This is a genomic window from Paraburkholderia sp. WC7.3g (assembly GCF_050436345.1).
Taxonomy (GTDB): Bacteria; Pseudomonadota; Gammaproteobacteria; order Burkholderiales; family Burkholderiaceae; genus Paraburkholderia; species Paraburkholderia podalyriae.
The window spans coordinates 1,264,155-1,287,861 of sequence record NZ_JBNDMA010000002.1; the positions used below are offsets into that span (position 1 = coordinate 1,264,155).

Here is a 23,707-nt window from a genome sequence, read left to right on the forward strand (position 1 = left end):
TTCTCCCCTTTAGGCGTCCGTGTCAGCGCAGCCTGTCTGTTGCTGAATGTGGAAGCAGTACCCGTTTTGGGCATTGCAACAGTCGGGGGCCGTATATCGGTCACCATGAGCACGTCGGATGGCAATGACCATATACCGTGGTTCCGGCAATTCGAGCAACTGTTGTCCGGGGCGACGAACTCTGCCCGCTGAAGTGAGAGCGCCGTCCGATGTACTCGGTTTGCGCCATTGTGAAGCGTGTAGCGCGCTGTTACCGGGTGCAGAATCATGAACGGCACGCGCGCCCCTAACCGTACGACCGTTGCCGGAATGACAGCCGACGCTCAGATGTCCACACAACCTCGCAGCCGAAAGGCTGAAAGTGGCCGTACCCGGCCCGACGGCGAACGCAGCAAACTGACCCCGGAGCAGTCAACCAGTTCGCTGCAAGGCAGACGTGCGTGCTCGATCGAAGACTTAGTTCGCGCGGAAGTACTTATAGTCGGGGTCGAGCGTGCTGTGCTGTGGACGAACGACCAGATTGAATTTCAAGGGAGCACCTTCTGGAGGTCTCGGGAGCCCGGTTTTTTTAATGATTTCCATGCACGCGCTATCAAACTTAGGATCGCCGCTTGATGTTTTAACCGCGATTGATAGTACGTTCCCATCCGCGTCAACCTCAACCGGAAAAACGGCCTCAATATTCTTGTCGCCCTCTGTGACCAAGGCGTTTGTTACGGGCACGATACGCTTCTGGATTGCTCGGGCGAACGCTTCGACGGTAGCCGACGAATTTTGCGAACCTGGTTGCTGCGGTGACGAGCTCGTCAACCCCGCTGCCCAACAGGGGGCCTCAGCAGCACAACCACAACTGCGACAAGAAGTGCGGTCCTGCCTGGCGACGCCTGTACCTTGCTCATTATGTTTGTGGGGCTCGTATGCGCAACTTGTGTGTGAGCTTGCGATGTTGTTTGAGAGTGTCGACGATCTCGGCATAAGTGTCGATTGACTGTTCATGTCCGACCGCCGTCCCATGGAATCCGCAGCAGCCGACCTATTCGGCCAGGAACCGCTTGATAGCAGCTACAAAAGCAACCTCGTCGTCGAGCATCATCAGATGGCCGCTGTTGGCCAGTGTGTGATCTCCGGCGGATTTTTCCAGTGCCCAGTCCGGTACGTTCCAACCCTTGCGTGAATGCTCACCGGAAAGCAGATACACCGGACGCCGATCGAAGACCTGTTCGAGTATCACAAGGTAGTCCTCGTCGCCTGTTGTCGCGACAACCGACTGCCCCATCGCGCGAAGCGTCGAAGCTGGTTGGTGAGCAAGCCAGCGGATGGCGACCTCACGCAGATGGGGTGCAGGTACGGTGACTGAATCACTGATCCACGCGAACGGGTCGGAGCGGAAGCGGTTCATCATGGCGTCGGCCTCGCTCGGGCTCATCCGTCCGACCGACGCCGACCAGAACGCATCATCCAACGTGAAGTTCCCTTCGACATTGACAATCCTGCGGACGTACGCAGGGTACGTATGGGCAAACAGCATGGCGATCGCACCGCCAACGGAATGGCCGACTACGTCGACGGGCTTGCTTCCAAAGCGGGCGTCGACAAAGGCTCGCAGGTGTTCGACCTGGCCGGGTAGCGATATGGCATCCAGGGACACGGATTGGCACCGGCCGTAGCCAACCAGATCCGGGGTCGCGTGCTGAGACTCGTAGCTGGCGACATCCAGTGTGCCGATGAAGCCATGAATGAAGACGACTGGTAAGGGATTGCTCATGCTTGGTAGATGGGAGCGCTATATATCGTCAGGTCAGTATCCGCGAATGGACACGAGGTAAAGCCGTTGCGGAAATTGTCACCAATTTTGGCCGCAGTGTCGACTGTCCGCAGCCGACCACTGCTGAATGCGATCAGCGTGCTCGACCCAAAAGGACGCTCGCGGTTTCCGATGGCAGCGGCTCATCCTCGATGTCACAACGGATACGGAACGCAAATCTACCGTGCTAATGTGCCAAGACATCGCAGGCTGAACAGGAACAGACCAAGATGATTTCGCACGTTTTCGTTGGAGTTAATGACTTTGATCGAGCCTTTAAATTCTATTCGGTCATCATGAGCGAACTGGGGCATAAGCTGAAGTTTTGTGAGTCGGATCGACCGTGGGCGGGTTGGATGGCTGAGGGTATGGCGCGTCCGCTCTTCCTTATTGGCACGCCACATGACGGCAACTCAGCGGAACACGGAAACGGGCAAATGGTGGCGTTGCTCGCGCCTGATCGTCGTTCAGTCGACAAAGCATACGCGAGCGCACTGGCAAATTCAGGGTCTTGCGAAGGCCCTCCCGGCCTACGACGGCACTACCACCCGGACTATTACGGGGCGTACTTCCGGGACCCCGAGGGAAACAAGATTTGCGTTTGTTGTCACGTTCCCGTGACCCAGTAGGTTTTGGTGCGTTCCGCCAAAGCGCCCGGTAGTGACGGAGCCCCGCGACCGTCACTTCATGGCCGTACTCCGCCCGGTCAACCGATCGTGCCGTCCCGCCCGGAGCGAACGCCTGGGCACGCTTAAAATCGCCGTTGCGGCTCCTTCCGAAACGAGCGCAGCGCTGCGTCGATCGGGCATTGGGCCCATGGGCGTTGATTGGATTGCGCGGCATCGCTACGGAAACGCACCCACGTCTGCTGGTTCATCAATGGTCACAACCCTGTTACGCTCCGCCTCAAGCGAACCCGCGGTTGCTCAAGCAAAGATATTTTCGCGCTCGCCACAATATTTGCGCGTCTGAAACGTCTTCAGACGCATGGAACCGCCACCCACCCCGCACCCGATGACCGACCGAGACAGCGACATCACTGCGACCGTGGTGCGTGAGCGCACGAGGCTCGTCAATTTCATCCGGCGTCGAATACGCGACCCGGACGACGCCGAAGACATCCTGCAGGATGTGTTCCACGAATTTGTGCAGGCTTACCGGCTTCCCGCTCCGATCGAACAGGCGAGCGCGTGGCTTTTCCGTGCCGCAAGCAACCGCATCATCGATCGTTTTCGCAAGAAGAAAGAGCAACCGCTGACAGACTTGTCTGAGGCCGAGGACGACGCCAGCAGTGAGTATCGCCTCGACCTCGCCCTGCCGGCGCACGATGCAGGTCCCGAAGCCCTCTACGCTCGCGCTCTATTGCTGAAGGCCTTGCAGGATGCGCTCGATGAGTTGCCGCCGAATCAACGAGAGGTATTTATCGCGCACGAACTGGAGGGGCGGCCTTTCAAAGACATGGTGGCGCAAAGCGGTGTCACGCTCAATACGCTGCTTGCGCGCAAACGCTACGCGGTCTTGCATCTGCGCGCCCGACTGCAGGCCATTTATGACGAACTGGATATTTAGAGGAGTCGACGGATGAATTTTCGAATCAGATGTGCGGGCAAAGCGCTGCTGGTGGTGGTCGCCATAGGCGTGCTCGGATGGGTGGTCATGACTCTATGGAATTGGGTGATTCCGGCGCTATTCGTTGGCGCCCGTGCGATCGACTTCGCACACGCGTTAGGCCTGCTGGTATTGAGCCGCATCCTGTTTGGCGGATTCCGCGGACACGGCGGCTGGCGCGCACGGCGTCACTGGCGCAAATGGGAAGCGATGACGCCCGAGGAACGGGAGCATTTCAAGACGGCATGGCGATCGGGCCGCGCACCGCGCGCGGGAGACTGACCATGCGCGAGAAATCAACGGGCGACTGCAAACAGAAGCCGGGCGTGATTGCGCCAGTCGTCGACCTGAAACGTTGCGAAGGCAAGGGCGATTGCCTGGAGGTTTGCCCTGAGAATGTGTTTGAGATCCGGCGCATCGATGAGGTCGATTATCTCAGCCTCGATTTGATGCACCGCTTCAAGCTACGCGTGCATGGAATGAAAGTCGCCTACACACCGAACGCGCACGCCTGCCGCTCGTGCGGTCTTTGCGTGCCGGCGTGCCCTGAACGCGCGATCAAACTCGCCAGAACGGCATAGCGTTACACGTTTTCGCTGATCGTGGAACGACAGCGCAGGCCGCTTAACGTCGTGGTCAGTCGTTGCATACGTCATCGGCATTATCGGTCTTGTCAAGGAGCGCACATGACATCATCAACCACAGCTCTACTGCGGCGGCTTCACGAACAGAGCCAGACAGAAGTGATAGCCCGCGCACAGGCGCAATTCCGAGGATCGAGCGAAGAGTTTCTGATTCTCGCGGACGAATACGAAACGCTCGCACCTCGACTGCGTGGACGGTTCCTCGAAACGCTCGGGCTATCGAGCGAAGATTTCGAATCCTCGCAAGGTACTCCTCTATCGTTAGCCGTATCAGCGGAAACGGGACGGTTTTTGCGCAACATGGTGCTTTCACACAAGCCGGCTCGAATCCTCGAACTCGGCAGTTCCCGCGGTGTGTCCACGCTGTATTTCGCCGAGGCCCTTCGCACGTTGGGCAGCGGCATGGTTGTAGCGACTGAACTCGATGTTGTTAAGTGCGCACATCTTCGGGCACACGTCAGAACCGCGGGCGTAGACGCTTATGTTGACCTGCGGGAGGGCGACGTCTTCCAGACCGTTTCCGAACTGGACGGCACTTTCGACATGGTGTTTATCGATGTATGGGCCAACAGCTATCTGAATCTGTTCAAGCGAATTGAGCGCCTGCTGCGCCCGGGATCTATCGTTCTCGCCGACAACATGTACACAGCCGAGGACGCCGTTCGGCCCTACAAGCACTACCTCGACGGCAATCCGCGCTATTCGACCACGACGCTGGACTTTGAATCAGGGGTCGAATTTACAGTCGTCGTTTCTTAAGCTGATGAAGGGCTTTTCGGCGTGTGTCGGTGTGGATGATGTTGGTCACCGCGTATGGCGGGTATCGAAGCGATCATGCTGACAGGGTGCCGCTTCGACCGGCTGCTGTTCGAGGCGAGCCCGCCAGGACGATGGCAAGCCGATGTCCGTGGGGCGCGCTAGGACACGGCGCGGCGATACCCGAATTTGCGTGTCCTGCGTGCGCATCTTCATTTCCAGGGCAAGCACCCGCGCGACTGAATTTCTGTAAAGCGTGACCGAGCGCGCTGCAGGTCGCGGCAAAAGCGTTTGACGATTGTTTGCATAAATTCAGAGCGCGCCGCATTGATGCTGGCCCTCGATCCGTCATAAGGTGGTGCGACCTCATCTATAAGGAGTGCACCGAATCCATGACGAGCAAGTCGGTACCGCATAACCCGCAAAAGCCACCGCCGCCCCGCCTCAAGCAACTGGCATTCGCCTTTCCCTTCCTGCACAAGGCGCAAGGCAATGCCCGACTGTCAGTCCAGTTCACCGATGAGCACGATATCTACCGGCTGCTCGCCGCAAGCGAGCCGTCCGGCGCGTATCTCGTCAGCCGCAAGGGCATGTGGCACGGCGGGATTCACATCACCGAGGCCGGCGCTGGGCAGGCGCTCGACCTCGACGCGGGACTACGCTGCATCGCAAATGGTGTGCTGGTCGCCTATCGCGCCGACAGCGACTATCCAATCAGCGAAGTGAGCGTGGACGGCAGTGACGTACCGCTTCGAGCCCCCTACAGTACGGGCTTTGCCCTCGTGCGGCACGAGATGGAGTTTCCGCGCGGCACGAAGCTGACGTTCTACAGCCTGTACATGCACCTGATGTCGAACGCCGACTACGACAGCAACTTCCCGAAGCGGCAGAAACCGGCGTACTGGTCGCGGCAGTGGCGGGTGACGCAGCACGCGCAGGACAAGCCTCTGCGGGGTCGTGCTGGTCAGCTCGCGGACCCGTCGCAGGTCGGTTTGCATGTACGCAAGACGCCTAACGGCTCCGTTCTTGGCATCCTGCCGCAGGGTGCGAGCGTCAGCATAGGCAAGACGGAGACGGTACAGGGTGCAGCATGGGGCCAGGTAACGCACCTGAATGGAGCAACGCTGTATCCGCCTGAGGCAGGCGGCTATGTCGCGCCTTCCGTGGCTATCAATGGCTGGATTTACCTGGGCACGCAGAATGGCGGCCCGGTCGCCGAAGAGCACATCCCTGAATCGAATTTCGACCGTGTGATTGTCACAACGGATCAGACATGCAGCCCGGGCGATCCTCAGGGAACACAAGGCGGCGTCCCGATCAAGGCGGGCGACCTGATCGGCCACCTCGGCCGGTATGACTCGCTGAACGGGTGCACGTCCGGGACGCGGATGGCGCACATCGAGGTGTTCTGCGACGACAGCATCCAGCCGTTCCTCGAACAGGGCCGCGCGTGGGTCAACCAGCACGGTCCGCACAAGGAGGACTGGGCGGCACTGGGCCTGCCGTCCGGGCCGACGATCCTGCGGATCGCACCGGGCACGGTGCTGTATCAGCGTACTGAGGACAACAAGTTTGTCCCCGGCGCTGACCCGCAGTCGAGAAAGACGGACGCCGTCCAGGTGTATTCGCTCGCCGAATTGGCGCGCGATTCGAATCGACGGGTCCCCGAGCCGCATCCGCATCCCGATCCGGGTTACCCGGTGAGCTGGTGGCACGTCGACGGGGTGAATGCACAGGGTCAACCGGTCGATGGCTGGGTGTGCGACTTCAACCACCCGGGCGGCCGGGTGACGCCGGAATTCGCGCAGAAGTGGATCGACTTCGAGTGCCTGGCGGATGCCCATGATCCGGCGCATACGATTTTTGCGACCACCCGGAAGTGGGTGGATTATGCGAGCGGCGCCAATGTCGCGGACCTCGCTTCGCGTTCGAATCTCAGTCCGTTGATGCTCAAGGCGTACGACGCGCTGTTCAGGAAAGGCGACGGAAAGCAGGCGGCTGATGAGCTATGCACGCTGTCACAGTCTGAGCGTGGCGGGTATCCGTGGCTGATGCAGGCGGCGTCCCGGCTGATCGTCAAGCACGAGAGCGAGTGGGCGAAACCGGGAAAATGGAAGCAGTTGATCGCCGAGCTGGAGAAGCAGACGGGGCCCAAGCCGCAGCACGAGGAAGAGCAGAAGCGGATCGGGAAGCTTGCGTGGTGGGATGAGGTGAAGGCAGCAGTGCCGTGCTTCCCAAGGCCGGAAGTTTTTCATGTCAATCCTATCGGCCTGGTTGGAAATTTCTACGGAAGCAAATTTCGATTCACCCTGCAGATGATGGAACGACTATTCCCCAAAGCTCGAATAGAAGACCTTCAAGGCTTGGTCGATGAATTCAATGCACACATCGATATTTACAAATTAGATTCGCCTCTCCGAAGAGCTCACTTCTTTGCGCAGGTAATGCAAGAGACGGGGCCATCTCTAACGCTAGAGGAAGGATTTGTTTGGAAAGCAAGCTCCTTGATTTCTAGTTTCTCTTACTTCAAACGAAATCCAAAACAGGCTATAGCTCACGGCTACGAGAAAGTGAGGCCAATCAAGGCGGACAGCACTCAAATGACGCAAAAGGATTTCGAGGCTATCGCGAACGGCGCCTATGGCGGACGCGCTGAATTGGGCAATGGGGACTACGAAAGTGGTGATGGATGGAAATACAGAGGAAGAGGTATGAAGCAGCTCACGGGCCGTACCAACTATCGCCGGTTTACAAATTGGAATACAGGTCATCAGAATGAATGGCCAAAGGACGTTGCAAATTTCGAAGAAAATCCGGATCTCTTGACGCAACCCAAGTACGCCGCAAGATCAGCAGCTTATTTTTGGGTGGCGAATCGCCTTCCTGAGATAGCCGACCGAGGGGCAACAGGAAATCAAGTAAATGCGATTACGGCAATTGTCAATTTGCACACTGACAGCTATGCTGCACGGGTTGCGAACTTTGAGAAGATTACTAACCTCGGAGATTTAAATTGAGACACATTTTATCCAGAGTGATGTCGCGCCTGGTAACCCTCTTGTTTATAGTGAGCATTGGGGTGGATGCGCATGCAGGCGAAACTACTCTATGCCAATCACACGAAGAGGTATATTTCAGCTGCACAGCTGGCAATAAGATAATCTCATTATGCGCTTCCGGTAATATATCGTCCAACAATGGATACGTTCAGTATCGCTTTGGTACGCTCGATCAAATTGAGCTTCAATATCCCGATAAGCCATATCCACCAAAAAGTCTTTTTTTGATCAGCGATATTTCCGAGGGAAGTTTGAGCTATACGCACGTAAGATTCAAATCTGGAGAATACAACTACGTTATCTACCAAGGTTTCCCTGGTGGCTTATACATAAAAAAGAAAGGGAAGCTTGTTTCGAATCTAACTTGTGGTGATGGGATCTATCAACGGCTAAGTCAGCGAGCATACCGCGGAATACGAACAGCTCCGCCGGTTGCTGATATAGATAATTAACCAGATTTACCGGGTGCTGGCCGAGTGTGTCTATTCGGCTAGCACTTCGTCACCCAAAGGGGGCGTTGTTGCGTAAATTCAGGTGCATTCGCTCGTCGAACTGGCGCGCGATTCGAATCGACGGGTCCCCGAGCCGCATCCGCATCCCGATCCTGGTTACCCTGAAAGATGAGTTGGCTGGAGAGAGTGATTTGGCTGTGCCGATCGGTGGCATCGATGATTTGATTAAGTGAGACGAAAATGAAAGCTATATTTCGAGTCTTGATGGTTTTTTTTGCTAGTGAATGTGCCTTTGTTCACGCAGCTGACAACGGGGCGCTGCCGAACTTTTCGGACTATTCCATTGATGTTTACCATGGCACGCTAAAGATTCCGACTTACTATAAAAAAGTGGATGACGCGTGGCGTGATGATGTGGGAAAAACGGTCGCCCCAATTGGGATAAATTTTGCTCGTAAATATTATATCGGAACTCATAGCTGTGGGGCGAGTTGTAGGTATTATACGCTTTCGAACTTGGTAAGCGGATCGGAATCAAACGCGCTTGATATGTTTTCGAATGATGAGGACCCCCTCAAAAAACCAATGATGGACGAAATTATGTAACCAGTCTCGTTAGTCGACCCAATAGCAAGATGTTGGTCGCGCGATATCATATTGATCGAAGTGCAACATCTAAAGAAGAATGTCGGGAAAGAATTTTCTATCTTAGTAATGATGGGAAGGAAGTTCTGCCGATAACGACAACCGTCAATTCTTGCGGCGAGCGTCATTGAAATTTGATTGCGGGTGACTGATTGATATCACCCTTTCATCGAAAAAATGCAACTTTCATGCTATATGGAACAACGGAATCTTCAGTGAGGTCAGCCAATGAGAAGATATGTTTCAGCAACATTTGTGCGAATGTTCGTTCTGAATTTGGGACTCACCTTTTTCTGGTCCGGTTTATCTAACGCAATCGAACAGTTGAGTTATCGAATTCCATTTTTTAATGATAGAGCAAGCATCGAGTTTAGATCGGAGCGGAGAGAAGATGGAGACGGAGTCCGGGCATATTTAACAGGTATTAGAGAAACAGGTAGTATTTTTGTTGATCTGTATGAAGCAGAGGGTGGAGTCACCCCGGAAATCAAGAGCGTATTTGTGACTGGCAAAAATCCGAAGAAGCTTTTTATCATAGTGGCATGGGCTGCCGATAATCCATCCATCGGAACCGGCGGAAGTGTTTATCAGGTGTTTGTCTACGACGAACGGATCGAACAAGGCGGGCCATTGCCGAAGTTGAAACAGGATACAGGACTGTCCAACCGCTTTGGCGTTGGCTTCGACGGTACGCGCGAAGGACAACTCTTAATATACAGATATAAGAACGCATCAGCGGTAAAACGTCAGCTATTTGAATGGGGCTACAAATGATCTCATTGTACCGACCCCGGACTTACGGCCATTGCTAATTCCGATCCGGGTGTCGGCGCCGGAGCATGCTTGGGTTGCCGATTGCTTTAGTCGACGCATCGGTATCCTTCAACAGAATACGTTCGCATATTCGGTCTATGGTCACAGGAAGCGCCGCATTAACCCAAATTTCCATTTGATCTCAAAGGATGCGTCAACTTTTGTGTGCGACCCGGCGGCGGCGTGACCCGCGAGTTTCCGCAAAGCTAGATCGATTTCGAATGTCATAGCGTAGACCACGATCCGGCGCATCCCATTTTCGCGACATCAGGCATTGCCAAACTCACACCATCAACAACCCCTTCTTCTCAATAAACTTCACCACCTCGCCAAGCCCCTCCAGCACCTTCAGATTACACATCACAAACGGCCGCTCGCCGCGCATCTTCTTCGCGTCCGATGCCATCACATCGAGGTTCGCGCCCACCATCGGCGCGAGATCCGTCTTGTTGATCACGAGCAGGTCCGACTTCGTGATCCCAGGTCCGCCCTTGCGCGGAATCTTCTCGCCGCCCGCGACGTCGATCACGTAGATCGTCAGGTCCGACAGTTCCGGGCTGAAGGTCGCCGCGAGGTTGTCGCCGCCCGATTCGATGAACACGATGTCCGCGTCCGGAAAACGCGTCAGCATGCGGTCGACCGCTTCGAGGTTGATCGACGCGTCCTCGCGGATCGCGGTGTGCGGGCACCCGCCCGTCTCGACGCCCATGATGCGCTCGGCCGGCAGCGCGCCCGCGACCGTCAGCAGACGCTGATCCTCTTTCGTGTAGATGTCGTTCGTGATCGCGACAATGTCGTACTGGTCGCGCATCGCCTTGCACAGCATTTCGAGCAGCGTGGTCTTGCCCGAGCCGACCGGGCCGCCGACGCCCACGCGCAGCGGCGGCAGCTTCTTCGTGCGGGTCGGGGTAGCGGAAGCGGAATGATGAGGTGCGTTCATGATGGATCGTGGGAATCGTGCTACGAGCGGAAGAGCCGCGAATACTGCGACTCGTGGCGCGCCGACAGAATGCCGAGCTGCGGCGCGAACGTGTTGAGGTCGTCACGCGAGGTCGCGAGCGCGCGTGCGACGGCTGCGTCGATCGGCTCGCGCAGCGCGACGATGATGCGCTGCCCCGCGAGCTGGCCGAGCGGCACCGCCTTCAACGCGGCGGCGGCCTGGTTCTCGACCCAGCTGAACGCATAGGCGGCGAGCGCGGCATCGACCGGAACATCGTGCGCATAGGCGGCGAATGCGAACGCACTCGGCTGCGCGAGCGGCGTGAGCGACGCGAGCGTCGCGCGTCTTGCCGCGTCGCCCCATTCGAGCGACACGCATAGCTGTCGCAGCGACCAGCCCATCTGCCCGGTTTCCCGGCGCAGTTCGGCGGACTCGCGACTCGCGAGGAATTCGGCGTTGGCGTCGGCCAGTTCCCCGGCATCGTGCGTGCGCCAGCGTTCGATCTGCTGCGCGAGGAACGGCAACTCGCCGCGTGCGAGCACGTCGGTCAGGCCGCGTTCGATCCATATGCGCGCGGAGTCGGCGTCGGTGATGAGCTGCGCTTCAATCGCCGCTTCGAGACCCTGCGAATAGCTGAACGCGCCGATCGGCAGCGCCGGCGACGCGAGATGCAACAGCGCGGTGAGTTCAGCGATGCGCATGACGATGCGGGTGATGCCCATGTCCGCACGATTCGTCGTGCACGTGGTCATGGTCGTGATCGTGCGAGTGCGAGTGCGAAGAGCCCGCATCGGCCTGAGCATGCTCTTGCCCATGATGCTCACCAAACACCTGCTGCGCGATCGCATAGTCCTCGGCGAACGTCTCGTCGTGCCCATGCTTATGTCCACCGCCATACGCACCGGTTTCAGGCTGAAACGGCAGTGACACCTGCTCGACCGTCGCGCCGATGCGCGCCAGCATGTCGGCCAGCACCGGATCGTATTCGAGCTTCAGATAATCGGCGCCCACCTCGACTGGCGTATGACGATTGCCGAGGTGATACGCGGCGCGCGTCAACGTCAACACATCCGGCGCTCGTACGTAAAGCACCGCTTCATGCGCCGCCACCACACGCACGAGCCCGCCATCATCGGCGACGAGCACGTCGCCATCGCGCAGCACCGTGCCGCGCGGCAACAGCAATGCGACTTCCTCGCCGTTATCGAGCGTCGCGGCAAGACGGCTCCTGCGACGTTCATCGAACGCGAGCGTCAAGCTCGGCGCGCGCTTGACGAGTACCGGCGCAATCTTCAGATGCGGCGCGACAAGTTTGTTCAGTGTACGCATGATCAGAACAGGAAATAGCGTTGTGCCATCGGCAGCACGGAGGCTGGATCGCAGGTCAGCAACTGGCCGTCGGCGATCACCTGATAGGTTTCCGGATCGACGCTGATGGTCGGGCGCCACGCGTTGTGAATCATGTCGGCCTTCGTCACGTTGCGGCAATTCTTCACCGCGACGATGCGCTTGTGCAAACCGTAGCGTTCGGCGACGTTCGCATCGGCGGCGAGTTGCGATACGAAGGTCAGCGACGTGCGGCCCAGCGCGCCGCCGCGCGTCGCGAACATCTCGCGATAGTGCACGGGCTGCGGCGTCGGAATCGATGCATTCGGGTCGCCCATCTGCGCCATCGCGATCATGCCGCCCTTCAGGATCAGCGACGGCTTGATGCCAAAGAACGCCGGCTCCCAGAACACGAGGTCGGCCCACTTGCCAGGCTCGATCGAACCGACTTCATGCGCGATGCCATGCGTGATCGCCGGATTGATCGTGTACTTCGCGACATAGCGTTTCGCGCGGAAATTGTCGTGTCGCGCGTTGTCCTCGGGCAGCGCGCCGCGTTGCACCTTCATCTTGTGCGCGGTCTGCCATGTGCGGATGATCACTTCGCCGACGCGGCCCATCGCTTGCGAATCCGAAGAGAGCATCGACAGCGCACCCAGGTCGTGCAGGATGTCCTCGGCGGCGATCGTCTCGCGGCGAATCCGCGATTCGGCGAACGCGATGTCTTCGGCAATCGACGGATCGAGGTGATGGCACACCATCAGCATGTCGAGATGCTCATCGAGCGTGTTGACCGTATAGGGCCGCGTCGGATTCGTCGACGACGGCAGCACGTTCGCCTCGCCGCACACCTTGATGATGTCCGGGGCGTGGCCGCCGCCCGCGCCCTCGGTGTGATACGTGTGGATCGTGCGGCCCTTGAACGCGGCGACGGTCGCTTCCACGAAGCCCGCTTCGTTCAGCGTGTCCGTGTGGATCGCGACCTGCGTGTCGGTATCGTCGGCGACCGAAAGGCAGTTGTCGATCGCCGCGGGCGTCGTGCCCCAGTCCTCGTGCAGCTTCAGGCCGATCGCGCCCGCGGCGATCTGTTCGGTGAGCGGTGCCGGCTGGCTCACGTTGCCCTTGCCGAGAAAGCCGAGGTTCATCGGATAACCGTCGGCCGCTTGCAGCATGCGTTCGAGATGCCACGGCCCCGGCGTGCAGGTGGTCGCATTCGTGCCGGTCGCGGGGCCGGTGCCGCCGCCGAGCATCGTCGTCACGCCGCTCGCGAGTGCTTCGTCGATCTGCTGCGGGCTGATGAAGTGGATGTGCGTATCGACGCCGCCCGCGGTCACGATCAGCCCTTCGCCCGCGATCACTTCGGTGGCGGCTCCAATCGCGATCGTCACGTTCGGCTGGATGTCGGGATTGCCGGCCTTGCCGATCGCGGCGATGCGGCCGTCCTTGATGCCGATGTCGGCCTTCACGATGCCCCAGTGATCGAGGATCACCGCGTTCGTCACGACGGTATCCACGACATCGGCGTGCACGCGCTGCGACTGGCCCATGCCGTCGCGAATCACCTTGCCGCCGCCGAACTTGACCTCTTCGCCGTAGGTCGTGAAGTCGCGTTCGATCTCGATCAGCAGTTCGGTATCGGCGAGGCGCACGCGGTCGCCGGTGGTGGGGCCGAACATCTCCGCGTACGCGCGGCGGCCAATGCGTAGTGTCATGGTGTGGGTCCGGAATGAGCTACAGGCAAGGCACGGGGGAGCAGGGCGGTCGAAACGCCAGGGCGCGGGCGTCGCATTAGAGCTTGCCCATCACCTTGCCGTTGAAGCCGTAGACGATGCGCTCGCCCGCCAGCGCGACGAGTTCGACCGTGCGCTGCTGGCCGGGCTCGAAGCGCACCGCGGTTCCCGCCGCGATGTTCAGGCGAAAGCCGCGCGCCGCTTCGCGATCGAACGACAGCGCGTCGTTCACTTCGTAGAAGTGATAGTGCGAGCCGATCTGCACCGGACGGTCGCCGGTATTCGACACGACCACCGTGAGCGTCGCGCGGCCAGCGTTCAGTTCGTGCTCGCCGTCGTCGATGAGGAGTTCGCCGGGAATCATGGGCCTGCCTTGACGGTGATGAGTTCAGGGTATCGGATGATGGACGGTCACGAGCTTGGTGCCGTCGGGGAACGTCGCTTCGACCTGGATGTCGGGGATCATCTCGGGCACGCCCTCCATCACGTCGGCGCGCGTGAGCAGCGTGGTGCCGTAGTGCATGACCTCGGCGACGCTCTTGCCGTCGCGCGCGGCTTCCATTAGCGCAGCGGTGATGAAGGCGACCGCCTCCGGATAGTTCAGCTTGAGGCCGCGCGCGCGGCGCCGTTCGGCAAGCAGCGCGGCGGTGAAGATCAGCAGCTTGTCCTTCTCGCGAGGTGTCAGCTTCATCGGGTGTGGGTCTCGGCGTTGATGTGTCGTGGCGGCGTGGCGCAGTGGGCGTGTGGCGACGCGGTGACGGGGTGACGGGGTCCCCGCGTCGCGCCATCAGCCGGTCACGTTATCAAGCCCGGCTAACGGCGCGCTTACAACGACGCTTGCAACCGCGTTTGCAACCGCGTTTGCAACCGCGTTTGCAACCGCGCTCGCAACATTACAGATCGGCGGGCAGCGGTGCGCCGAACCACTTCTTCGACATCGCGGCGAGCGTGCCGTCGTTTTTCGCCTGCGCGATCGCGGCATCGACCTTCTGTTGCAGGCGCGGCTCGTTCTTGTTCATGCCGACGAAGCACGGCGAGTTCTTGATCACGAACTTCGGCTCCGGACGGCGCGGCGGATTCTTCGCGAGGATCGCGGCCGCGACGATGTTGCCGGCCGCGATCAGCTGCACCTGGCCGGACAGGAACGCGGCGATCGTCGCGTTGTTGTCCTCGAAGCGTTTGATCGTCGCGTTCGGCGCCATTTGTGTGAGACCGATTTCTTCGAGCGCACCGCGCGTCGCGCCGACGGTCTTGCCGGTCAGGTCGGCGGGACCGCTGACCTTGATATCGGTGGGACCGAACACGCCCTGGTAGTACGGCGCGTACGCGCTCGAGAAGTCGATCACCTTCTCGCGCTCGGGCGTTTTGCCGAGCGACGAGATCACGAGGTCGACCTTGCCTGTTTGCAGATACGGAATGCGGTTCGCGCTGTTGACCGGGACGAGTTCGAGCTTCACGTTCATCGTTCGGGCGAGCAGCGCGGCCGTGTCGATGTCGTAGCCCTGCGGTTTCATGTCGGGGCCGACCGAGCCGAACGGGGGATAGTCCTCGGGCACGGCGACCTTCAGCACGCCGGCCTTCGCGATGTTGTCGAGCGTGTCGGCGCGCGCGTCGGCCGCATGAAACGCGAGGCTGGCGGCGATGGGCAGGGCGAGCAAGGCGGTCAGCAGGGCGCGGCGCGCGGGGCGGGGGAGAGTACGGATCATGGGGCGTGAGCGGTGGTGGGGTGTCGTTGGTGTCGGGTCGTCGCTGGCTTCATGACGGCCGGCCGCGAAGTGGCGAATGCCATGCAAGCTATGTGCCATCGCGCTGCGCTGAGGCGGGCGGCGCGCTTCGGCGGCCCGTGCACAGTGTTGGGGCGTACGGTTGCGCCAGCTTGGTGCGCGAAGGATGCGATCAAGAAAAAACGGGGAACCGCGCGCTCAGGTCGACCAGATTCGCAACGGCACCGCCGCAACGCCATGCACGACCGGCCGCAATTGCAGCCAGCAGTGCGTGAGCGCGTGCTGCAGCGTTTCCATCGAGCGCGACACTGCGCGCACGAGCAGCACGCCGTTCGTCACGCACGAGGCGGCCGCTCGCAACGTGTCGTCGAACGGCAGTTGCGCGCTCAGCGATTCGGCGAGCGCGTCGTCGCACGCGGCGCCTACGGCCCACAGCGTGCCGTAGGCCGGAAAGCCGGCGAGGCCCTGCGGTGCGTCGCGCAGCGGATCGTCGGCGGTGAGGCTCGCGCGTTCGAACCACAGCAGCTCGCCGTTCACGCCGACGATGCGCGACAGCGTGCGCAAGCTACCCGCCGACCAGCGTTCGCCGGCCGCCTGCCGTCCGAGCTGCGTCGCGTCCCAGCCGATCGCGCTCGCGCCGTCGGCGAGCGTCAGCGAAAAATCGAGTTGCGCGTTCGCGTGATCGAACACGAGGTTATTCTGCGGCAGCCAGTCGAGCTTCGCGTGTTCGCCGACCTGCAGCGCGACGCGCTGCCGCGCCGCCCGGCCGTTCGACTTGTACCACTTGGTTGCGCCCGGCGTCGTCAGCACCGCATGGGTCTGCGCGGCAAGCGTGATGTCGATGTCGAGCTGATCGCCACCCGCGACGCCGCCGGGCGGATGCACGATCACCGCGTGACAGATCGCCGGGCCTTCCGGATAGAGCGGCCGTTGCACGCGCAGCGGCCCATCGTGGAGCCGGTGCGCGAGGGTCGTGCGAGCGCCGTCGCCGACGAAGCCGAGTTCGAGACGCGCGCGCCACGGCGCGGGCGCGGCGGCGAGCGTGGCGTGGTTTTCGTGAAGCGACATGCGGATAGATGGTGGAATCGGCGTGCGGCGAGGATAGCACGCGTGTCCAGGCGCGGAACCCACGGTAGGACTACGACGCGGTGTCTTCAGGCGAAGCCTCGGTCACTGACAGCACCTTGATGCCCTCCCAATGCGGATGCAGCAGTCGCAGCAACGCAAGAATCGCGCGGGGGGTGTTCTCCTGGACGGTCAACGAGTCGCTGCCTGTCTGGACTGCTTTCTTGCCATGTTGGCAGTACTGATACTCGACGTGAACCGTCACGGACATGCTTTTCTCCTTTCTCGATCGATGTTGTGTTGCTAAGCCGCGCCGTATCGTGGCCGCGCTTAGGGTCTGTTTACATATGGAACGCACGTGCGTTGCCGCGAGAAGGGCCGCTCGCAAGGACTGCGACGCCGCGAATACTCGACGTATTCGCAAGGAGCATGACGCAGCGAGCGGCCCTTCTCGCGGCAACCCCATTGCCTGGATTTCTTTCAGGGGAATGCCCGCTATCGGCCGCATGGCGGCGTCGCGCGTCGCTCACGTGGCGCGGCCACGCAGCGCTCCTTACTCCTTGCCCAGCGCCCCGAAGGAAGTCCCCTTGGGGGACGACCGATAGCGGGCATTCGCACGTGCGTTCCATATGTAAACAGACCCTAACGTGCGGGTGTCGGCTCGGCGTGATCGTCCACACCCCGTTCCGCGCGATTGATGAATCCGCATTCGAGCAAAAGCTGACAGAATGCTTCCGGCGAACACGACGGACCGGTTGTGTCGGCCATTCTCGCGAGAACGTCGGGGAACGACGCGAGCACGTGCCAGCTGTCGTAGTACGCGTGCAGTTGTGGCGCGAGTTCGTTGCCGAGCTTCTCCCAGCGCACCGACAGCATGCCGACCGTACCGCCGCTATCCACCTCGAATAGCCCAAAAGTGACCGCCGACACGACATTCATCACCCTGCAATAGGAGGCGGGGTTTCTGTAGAACTCGCGTCTGACCTGCTTTTTGTCGTCCATGGTGTCCACCTGATCGAACCGTTGCGGCGCTGCCTAGCCTGTGTAACGGTTGCGCGGCGGATAACTTGAGCTTGCTTACACGGCAATCAACCCCCTTACCCCATCCGCGTCCATGTTCGCCCCGTCGCCGCCCGCGATGATTTCGCCGCGACTCATCACCCAATAGTGATCGGCGATCGCTTTTGCGAAGTCGTAGTACTGCTCGACGAGCAGCACCGTCATGCCCATGTCCTCGACGAGCTGCCGCAGCGTGCGGCCGATGTCCTGAATGATCGACGGCTGGATGCCCTCGGTCGGCTCATCGAGGATCAGCAGTTGTGGCTCGCTCATCAGCGCGCGGCCAATCGCGAGCTGTTGCTGCTGACCGCCGGACAGATCGCCGCCGCGCCGGTTGCGCATGTCCTTCAGCACCGGGAACAGCGCGTAGATGCGCTCGTGGACTTGCTTCGGCGCCTTTCTGCTGGCGGCGCCCACCAGCAGATTTTCCTCGACGCTCAGGCGCGGGAAAATATCGCGGCCCTGCGGCACGTAGGCGAGCCCCTGGGCGACGCGCGCATGGGTCGGCAGTTTCATCAGCGGTGCGCCGCGCCACGCCATCGCGCCGCTTTTCGCGGGCACGACGCCCATCAGACAGCGCAGCAGCGTGGTCTTGCCGACGCCGTTGCGCCCGAGCAGCACCGTCAGCTTGCCATCGGGCACGGTCAGCTTCACGTCGCGCAGAATATGGCTGCCGCCGTAGTACTGGTTCAGTCGGTCCACTTCGAGCATTGCCTGGTCATCCTGTCGAGTTGACGATGCGGTTGCGCCGCTAGCCGCCGTCAGCGGCCAAGATAAGACTCGATGACGGTCTCATCGCGTTTCACTTCGTCGAGCGTGCCGTGCGCCAGCACGCGTCCTTCGGCCATCACCGTCACCTTGCCCGTGTCGCCCGCGAGCGCCGCGACGAACTCCATGTCGTGCTCGACGACCATCATCGAGCAGGTGCCGCGCAGGTGATTGAGCAACTCGGCGAGCTGCATCGTTTCGTCGTCGGTCATGCCGGCCGCGGGTTCGTCGAGCAGCAGCAGCGCCGGTTGCTGCATCAGCAGCATGCCGATTTCGAGGCGCTGCTTCTGGCCGTGCGACAGCTCGCCGGCGAGCCGTCGCGCCTCGCTTTCCAGCCCGATCAACGCAAGCGTTTCCTCGATGCGCGCCTGCGCGTCGCGATCGAGCCGCGCGCGCAGCGACGCCCACCAGCCCTTGTCGGCCTTCATCGCGAGTTCGAGGTTTTCCCACACCGGATGCTGCTCGAACACGGTCGGCTTCTGGAACTTTCGGCCGATACCGGCGCGAGCGATCGCCGGTTCGTTCATTCGCGTCAGATCGATCGACTGGCCGAGAAACACCTTGCCGTGATCGGGCGCGGTCTTGCCCGTGATCACGTCCATCATCGTCGTCTTGCCCGCGCCGTTCGGGCCGATGATGCAGCGCAATTCGCCCGCGTCGATTGCGAGCGTCAGCGCGTTCAATGCGCGAAAGCCGTCGAAGCTGACCGTCACGTCTTCGAGATACAGGATCGTGCCGTGCGACACGTCGATCTCGCCGGGCACGACCGCGTGCCCCATGTTCGCGACGCCGCTCAACGAGCGTTGCGCCGGTGCTTCGGGCAAATCCAGATCGGGAACCATCGGGTTCAGGTTCATCAGCGGTTCCTTTTACGCGTCAGCAGATCGACGAGACCCATGATGCCGTTCGGCAACAGCAGCGGCACCAGCACGAAGATCAGGCCGAGAAAGAACAGCCAGTATTCCGGAAAGTTCGCCGTGAAAAAGCTCTTCGCGCCGTTCACCGCGAACGCGCCGATGATGGGTCCGATCAGCGTGCCGCGTCCGCCGACCGCAACCCAGATCGCCATTTCGATCGAGTTGCCCGGCGACATCTCGCCCGGATTGATGATGCCGACCTGCGGCACGTACAACGCGCCCGCGATGCCGCACAGCACCGCCGACACCGTCCACACGAACAGCTTGTACGCGAGCGGGCTGTAGCCGACGAACATCAGCCGCGTTTCGCCGTCGCGCACGGCGGTCACGACGCGGCCGAGCTTCGACGTGACGATCGCGCGCGCGCCGACGAACGCGGCGATCAGCACCGCGAACGTGATCAACAGCAAGGCGGCGCGCGTGCCCTGATGCGTGATCGGAAAACCGCCGATGCGCTTGAAGTCGGTGAAGCCGTTATTGCCGCCAAAGCCGGTTTCGTTGCGATAGAACAGCAGCATCGCGGCGAAGGTCATCGCCTGCGTGATGATCGACAGATAGACGCCCTTCACGCGCGAGCGGAACGTGAAGAAGCCGAACACCCATGCGACCACGGCGGGCACCAGCACGACGAGCAGCAGCGCGTAACCGAGATGCTGCGTGCCGTGCCAGTACCACGGCAACTGATGCCAGTCGAGAAACACCATGAAGTCGGGCAGATCGCTGCCGTACTTGCCGTCGTGGCCGATCGCGCGCATCAGGTACATGCCGATCGCGTAGCCGCCGAGCGCGAAGAACAAAGCGTGACCCAGACTCAGGATGCCGCAGTAGCCCCACACGAGATCGAGTGCGAGCGCCGCGATCGCGTAGCACATGAATTTGCCGGTCAGCGTCATCGCGTACGCGGACAGATGCAATGCGCTCGTCTCCGGAACCACGAGCGCGGCGAACGGCACGCCGAGGCCGAACACGATGATCAACGCGATCAGCGCGAGCCACGCGCGACGCGACAGCAGCGCGGGCCGTATTGGCAGGCCGAGCGCGAAGCCGCTGTTGGACTCGCGCGCGTCGCCGGCATCCGCGCCAGCAACACCGACGCGCGACGACGCAGCGGAAGGCGGTTTTGCCGATGAAGTAGCCGGTGTCATCTCACGCCTCCGCGCTACGGCCCTTCAAGGCGAACATGCCCTGCGGACGCTTCTGGATGAACAGCACGATCAGCACGAGCACCGCGATCTTCGCCAGCACCGCGCCCCAGAACGGCTCGATCGCCTTGCTGACGAGGCCGAGGCCAAAGCCGCCGAGCACCGTGCCCGCAAGCTGGCCGACGCCGCCGAGCACGACCGCCATGAACGAATCGATGATGTAGCTCTGGCCGAGGTCGGGCCCGACATTGCCGATCTGCGATAGCGCGCAGCCGCCCAGCCCCGCGATGCCCGCGCCGAACGCGAATGCATACGAATCGACGCGCGCGGTTTTCACGCCGACGCACGCGGCCATGCGGCGGTTCTGCGTGACCGCGCGCACGAACAGACCGAGTCGCGTGCGCGTGAGCACCGCCCACGCGATCGCGACGACGATCAGCGAGAACGCGAGAATCGCGAGCCGGTTGTACGGCAGGATCAGGTTCGGCAGCACGGTCACGCCGCCGCTCATCCACGACGGATTGACGACCTGTACGTTCTGCGCGCCGAACAGCATGCGGGTCGCCTGAATCAGGATCAGGCTCACGCCGAAGGTGGTCAGCAGCGTTTCGAGCGGGCGACCATACAGGTGCTTCAACACCAGCCGTTCCAGCACGATGCCGACCAGCGCGGCCGCGACGAACGCGGCAGGAATCGCGAGCAGCGGATACCAGTCGAATGCATTGGGCGCGAAGCGCTGAACGAGGTTCTGCACGACGTAGGTCGCGTACGCGCCGATCATCAGAAACTCGCCGTGCGCCATGTTGATCACGCCGATCAGCCCGTACGTGATCGCGAGGCCGAGCGCGGCGAGCAGCAGCACGCTGCCGAGCGACAACCCCGCGAACAGCGTGCCCGCGATCTGGCTGCGGCGCTGGATCGCATCGAGCTCATCAATGCCGCTTTGCGCGGCCACGCGCACGCGTTCGTCGGTTTCGGCAAACGTGCCGTCCGCTTTCTTCGCGACGAGCGGGCGCAGCAGCTCGTTCATGTCGAGGTCGTGGCGCGCGGCGACCAGTTGCACCGCCTGGAGACGCTTCGCCCGATCCGGGTCGTGCAAGGCGCTCATCGCCCACAGCGTGTCGAGACGTTTCTTCAGCGCGGGATCGGTTTCTTTCGCGCGCGCCGCGTCGACGAGCGGTTTGAGCGACGGATCGGGATTCTGCAGCAGCGCGTCAACGGCGGCTGCGCGTGTCGCCTGGTCGGGTGAGGCGAGTTGCAGGCCCGACATCGCGCCCGCTACTTTCGAGCGCAACAGGTTGTTCAGCGTGAGCGGCTGTGCGTCGCTCGCGGCGACGGGCTGGCCAGTGACGGCATCGCGAGTGGCGTCGCCGTCTTGCAGCAGCACTTCGCCCGAGTCGGTGGCGAGCGCGCTGTCGTCGGCGAGTGCCTTGAGCACCGCGAGCGACGCGCTATCGTGCGCGGCGATCAGCTTGTCGATCGCGGCGGACTTCGCGTCGAAGTCGTCGCCGGCGAGCGGCGCGACGTCGGCCTGGGTCAGCGCGAACGCGGCGCCGGGCGCGGCGGCGAGCAGGACCGCGAGGACCGCGAGCGGCACCAGCAGCGCCGCGCCGCGCCGCCGGACGGAAGTCGAAAATGAAAACGCCATGATGGCCTTTTGCACTGGGTTGAATCGATGAGCCAGCCAAGCGCGCCAAGGCGCCGCGTGAGGCGTCGCCGCAGCTTCAGCGTGACGTCGGCGCGCGCCGCCGCGCGCCGCAGCAAGGCTCACTCCGACACGTCATGCGACGCGCGAGCGCCGCAGGAACGCCGGAATCGAGCTGACGACATCCGGCTTGCCCGCATTGCCGGCGATGAACGGGCTCCACGGTTGCGCGCGAACCGGTCCCTTGGTGCGCCACACGACGTTGAACTGGCCATCCGCGCGCACCTCGCCGATCATCACCGGCTTGTGCAGATGGTGGTTGCCGTCCATCTCCAGCGTGAAACCCGACGGCGCCGCGAAGGTCTGTCCGATCATCGCGACGCGCACCTTGTCGACGTTGGTGCTTTTCGCTTTCTCGACCGCCTGCTTCCACATATGAATGCCGACGAAGGTCGCTTCCATTGGATCGTTGGTCACGCGCTTCGTGCCGCCCGGCAGGTTGTTGTCCTTGACCCACGTGGCCCATTGCTTCTTGAACTTCTCGTTGGCCGGGTTGCGCAGCGACATGAAGTAGTTCCAGGCCGCGAGATTGCCGACGAGCGGCTTCGTGTCGATCCCGCGCAGCTCCTCCTCACCGACCGAGAACGCGACGACCGGCACATCCGACGCCTTCAGCCCCTGGTTGCCGAGCTCTTTGTAGAACGGCACGTTCGAATCGCCGTTCACGGTCGAGATCACCGCGGTCTTGCCGCCCTGCGAGAAGGTCTTGATGTTCGCGACGATGGTCTGATAGTCGCTGTGGCCGAATGGCGTATAGACCTCCTGAATATCGGCTTCCTGCACGCCCTTCGATTTAAGGAACGCGCGCAGGATCTTGTTGGTCGTGCGCGGATACACATAGTCGGTGCCGAGCAGGAAGAAGCGCTTCGCGCCGCCGCCTTCGGCGCTCATCAGATATTCGGTCGCGGGAATCGCCTGCTGGTTCGGCGCGGCGCCCGTATAGAACACGTTGCGCGACATCTCCTCGCCTTCGTACTGCACCGGATAGAACAGCAGGCCGTTCAGCTCCTCGAACACCGGCAGCACCGACTTGCGCGACACCGACGTCCAGCAGCCGAATACGACCGCGCACTTGTCCTGGGTCAGAAGCTGGCGCGCCTTCTCGGCGAAAAGCGGCCAGTTCGACGCCGGGTCGACGACGACCGGCTGGATCTGACGGCCCATCACGCCGCCGTTCTTGTTGATGTCGGCGATCGTCATCAACGCGGTGTCTTTCAGCGACGTCTCGGAGATCGCCATCGTGCCGGACAGCGAATGCAGGATCCCCACCTTGATCGGGCCGCTATCGGACTGCGCGTGCGCGAACGGCACGCGGCCCGCGAGCGCGAGCGCGCCGGACATGGAGCCGAACTTCAACAGACTGCGACGTTTCATGTGCTTTCCCCTTGCCAGTGATGGTTACTGTTTATGAGCGTCGATTTCAGCCAGCTGGGCCGAGCTCGCACGACTTGCCGTTCGTCTACTGCAAGGCACGTGCCATGTGACACATTCGACGCGATGCACGTGCGATGCTCGCTGCGGTGCGGCGGTCGGCGCGCCGCGGCGAACCG

At 61.3% G+C, this 23,707-nt stretch carries 25 protein-coding genes; 8 read left to right on the forward strand and 17 right to left on the reverse strand.

Translation table 11 applies throughout. The features are described 5' to 3' along the window. Positions 1-456: 456 nt before the first annotated feature. Entirely contained in the window at positions 457-1,014 is a 558-nt protein-coding gene (locus tag OKW43_RS17325) for a TonB family protein (RefSeq protein WP_312893018.1), read from the reverse strand. Between the two features lie 19 nt (positions 1,015-1,033). Further along, positions 1,034-1,765: an alpha/beta fold hydrolase gene (locus OKW43_RS17330; protein ID WP_187639407.1), complete on the reverse strand. Its 732-nt coding sequence runs from the start codon at positions 1,763-1,765 to the stop codon at positions 1,034-1,036. A 269-nt stretch (positions 1,766-2,034) separates the two neighbouring features. On the opposite strand from OKW43_RS17330, the gene OKW43_RS17335 reads away from it, so the two are divergent. The 8 genes from OKW43_RS17335 to OKW43_RS17370 all read left to right on the forward strand — a co-directional run bounded on the left by OKW43_RS17335 (position 2,035) and on the right by OKW43_RS17370 (position 9,742). Next, the gene (locus OKW43_RS17335; protein ID WP_187639408.1) at positions 2,035-2,433 is read left to right on the forward strand and encodes a VOC family protein; all 399 of its coding nucleotides are present in this window, start codon (positions 2,035-2,037) and stop codon (positions 2,431-2,433) included. Between the two features lie 358 nt (positions 2,434-2,791). Continuing rightward, positions 2,792-3,373 (forward strand): RNA polymerase sigma factor, encoded by a 582-nt coding sequence (locus tag OKW43_RS17340; RefSeq protein ID WP_187639409.1) that lies wholly within the window; start codon positions 2,792-2,794, stop codon positions 3,371-3,373. Positions 3,374-3,385: 12 nt separating this feature from the next. Beyond that, positions 3,386-3,694, forward strand: coding sequence for a hypothetical protein (locus OKW43_RS17345; RefSeq protein ID WP_187639410.1), 309 nt, complete (start codon positions 3,386-3,388; stop codon positions 3,692-3,694). A gap of 2 nt (positions 3,695-3,696) precedes the next feature. Further along, positions 3,697-3,993, forward strand: coding sequence for a 4Fe-4S dicluster domain-containing protein (locus OKW43_RS17350; RefSeq protein WP_187639411.1), 297 nt, complete (start codon positions 3,697-3,699; stop codon positions 3,991-3,993). Between the two features lie 105 nt (positions 3,994-4,098). Further along, complete coding sequence (locus tag OKW43_RS17355) at positions 4,099-4,815, forward strand: O-methyltransferase (protein ID WP_429448666.1); 717 nt, start codon at positions 4,099-4,101, stop codon at positions 4,813-4,815. A 389-nt stretch (positions 4,816-5,204) separates the two neighbouring features. Continuing rightward, positions 5,205-7,829: a glycoside hydrolase family 19 protein gene (locus OKW43_RS17360; protein WP_429448668.1), complete on the forward strand. Its 2,625-nt coding sequence runs from the start codon at positions 5,205-5,207 to the stop codon at positions 7,827-7,829. 734 nt (positions 7,830-8,563) lie between these two features. After that, a complete protein-coding gene (locus tag OKW43_RS17365; protein ID WP_429448670.1) occupies positions 8,564-8,929 on the forward strand; it encodes a hypothetical protein in 366 nt (121 codons plus the stop codon). A gap of 300 nt (positions 8,930-9,229) precedes the next feature. Beyond that, on the forward strand, positions 9,230-9,742 hold the full coding sequence (locus tag OKW43_RS17370; RefSeq protein ID WP_187639096.1) for a hypothetical protein: 513 nt from the start codon (positions 9,230-9,232) through the stop codon (positions 9,740-9,742). Positions 9,743-10,064: 322 nt separating this feature from the next. On the opposite strand, the gene ureG is transcribed toward OKW43_RS17370, so the two are convergent. The 15 genes from ureG to urtA all read right to left on the reverse strand — a co-directional run bounded on the left by ureG (position 10,065) and on the right by urtA (position 23,531). Beyond that, a complete protein-coding gene (gene ureG, locus OKW43_RS17375; protein ID WP_429448672.1) occupies positions 10,065-10,721 on the reverse strand; it encodes an urease accessory protein UreG in 657 nt (218 codons plus the stop codon). A gap of 20 nt (positions 10,722-10,741) precedes the next feature. Beyond that, entirely contained in the window at positions 10,742-11,422 is a 681-nt protein-coding gene (locus OKW43_RS17380) for an urease accessory protein UreF (protein ID WP_429451701.1), read from the reverse strand. Next, a complete protein-coding gene (ureE, locus tag OKW43_RS17385) occupies positions 11,409-12,050 on the reverse strand; it encodes an urease accessory protein UreE (RefSeq protein WP_429448674.1) in 642 nt (213 codons plus the stop codon). Before ureE ends, OKW43_RS17380 begins: the two co-directional genes overlap by 14 nt. 2 nt (positions 12,051-12,052) lie before the next feature. After that, positions 12,053-13,759: an urease subunit alpha gene (gene ureC / locus OKW43_RS17390; RefSeq protein ID WP_429448676.1), complete on the reverse strand. Its 1,707-nt coding sequence runs from the start codon at positions 13,757-13,759 to the stop codon at positions 12,053-12,055. Between the two features lie 76 nt (positions 13,760-13,835). Further along, positions 13,836-14,141, reverse strand: a complete 306-nt coding sequence (locus OKW43_RS17395; protein ID WP_187639092.1) for an urease subunit beta — start codon at positions 14,139-14,141, stop codon at positions 13,836-13,838. Between the two features lie 24 nt (positions 14,142-14,165). Next, positions 14,166-14,468 carry an urease subunit gamma gene (ureA, locus tag OKW43_RS17400; protein WP_008923043.1) on the reverse strand — a complete coding sequence of 101 codons (303 nt, stop codon included), beginning with the start codon at positions 14,466-14,468 and terminating at the stop codon, positions 14,166-14,168. Positions 14,469-14,670: 202 nt separating this feature from the next. After that, the gene (locus OKW43_RS17405) at positions 14,671-15,483 is read right to left on the reverse strand and encodes a transporter substrate-binding domain-containing protein (RefSeq protein WP_429448678.1); all 813 of its coding nucleotides are present in this window, start codon (positions 15,481-15,483) and stop codon (positions 14,671-14,673) included. Positions 15,484-15,699: 216 nt separating this feature from the next. Next, positions 15,700-16,569, reverse strand: coding sequence for an urease accessory protein UreD (locus OKW43_RS17410; RefSeq protein ID WP_429448680.1), 870 nt, complete (start codon positions 16,567-16,569; stop codon positions 15,700-15,702). Positions 16,570-16,639: 70 nt separating this feature from the next. After that, positions 16,640-16,837, reverse strand: coding sequence for a hypothetical protein (locus OKW43_RS17415; RefSeq protein ID WP_187639089.1), 198 nt, complete (start codon positions 16,835-16,837; stop codon positions 16,640-16,642). A gap of 371 nt (positions 16,838-17,208) precedes the next feature. Continuing rightward, positions 17,209-17,568 carry a hypothetical protein gene (locus OKW43_RS17420; RefSeq protein WP_246530462.1) on the reverse strand — a complete coding sequence of 120 codons (360 nt, stop codon included), beginning with the start codon at positions 17,566-17,568 and terminating at the stop codon, positions 17,209-17,211. A gap of 75 nt (positions 17,569-17,643) precedes the next feature. Continuing rightward, entirely contained in the window at positions 17,644-18,336 is a 693-nt protein-coding gene (urtE, locus tag OKW43_RS17425) for an urea ABC transporter ATP-binding subunit UrtE (protein WP_187639088.1), read from the reverse strand. Between the two features lie 50 nt (positions 18,337-18,386). After that, positions 18,387-19,250: an urea ABC transporter ATP-binding protein UrtD gene (gene urtD, locus OKW43_RS17430; protein ID WP_187639087.1), complete on the reverse strand. Its 864-nt coding sequence runs from the start codon at positions 19,248-19,250 to the stop codon at positions 18,387-18,389. Continuing rightward, positions 19,250-20,455 carry an urea ABC transporter permease subunit UrtC gene (gene urtC / locus OKW43_RS17435; protein ID WP_429448684.1) on the reverse strand — a complete coding sequence of 402 codons (1,206 nt, stop codon included), beginning with the start codon at positions 20,453-20,455 and terminating at the stop codon, positions 19,250-19,252. The genes urtD and urtC overlap by 1 nt, the downstream gene beginning before the upstream one ends. A 1-nt stretch (position 20,456) precedes the next feature. Further along, positions 20,457-22,100, reverse strand: a complete 1,644-nt coding sequence (gene urtB / locus OKW43_RS17440) for an urea ABC transporter permease subunit UrtB (protein ID WP_187639085.1) — start codon at positions 22,098-22,100, stop codon at positions 20,457-20,459. A gap of 132 nt (positions 22,101-22,232) precedes the next feature. After that, positions 22,233-23,531 (reverse strand): urea ABC transporter substrate-binding protein, encoded by a 1,299-nt coding sequence (gene urtA, locus OKW43_RS17445; protein ID WP_187639084.1) that lies wholly within the window; start codon positions 23,529-23,531, stop codon positions 22,233-22,235. Between the last annotated feature and the right edge of the window lie 176 nt (positions 23,532-23,707).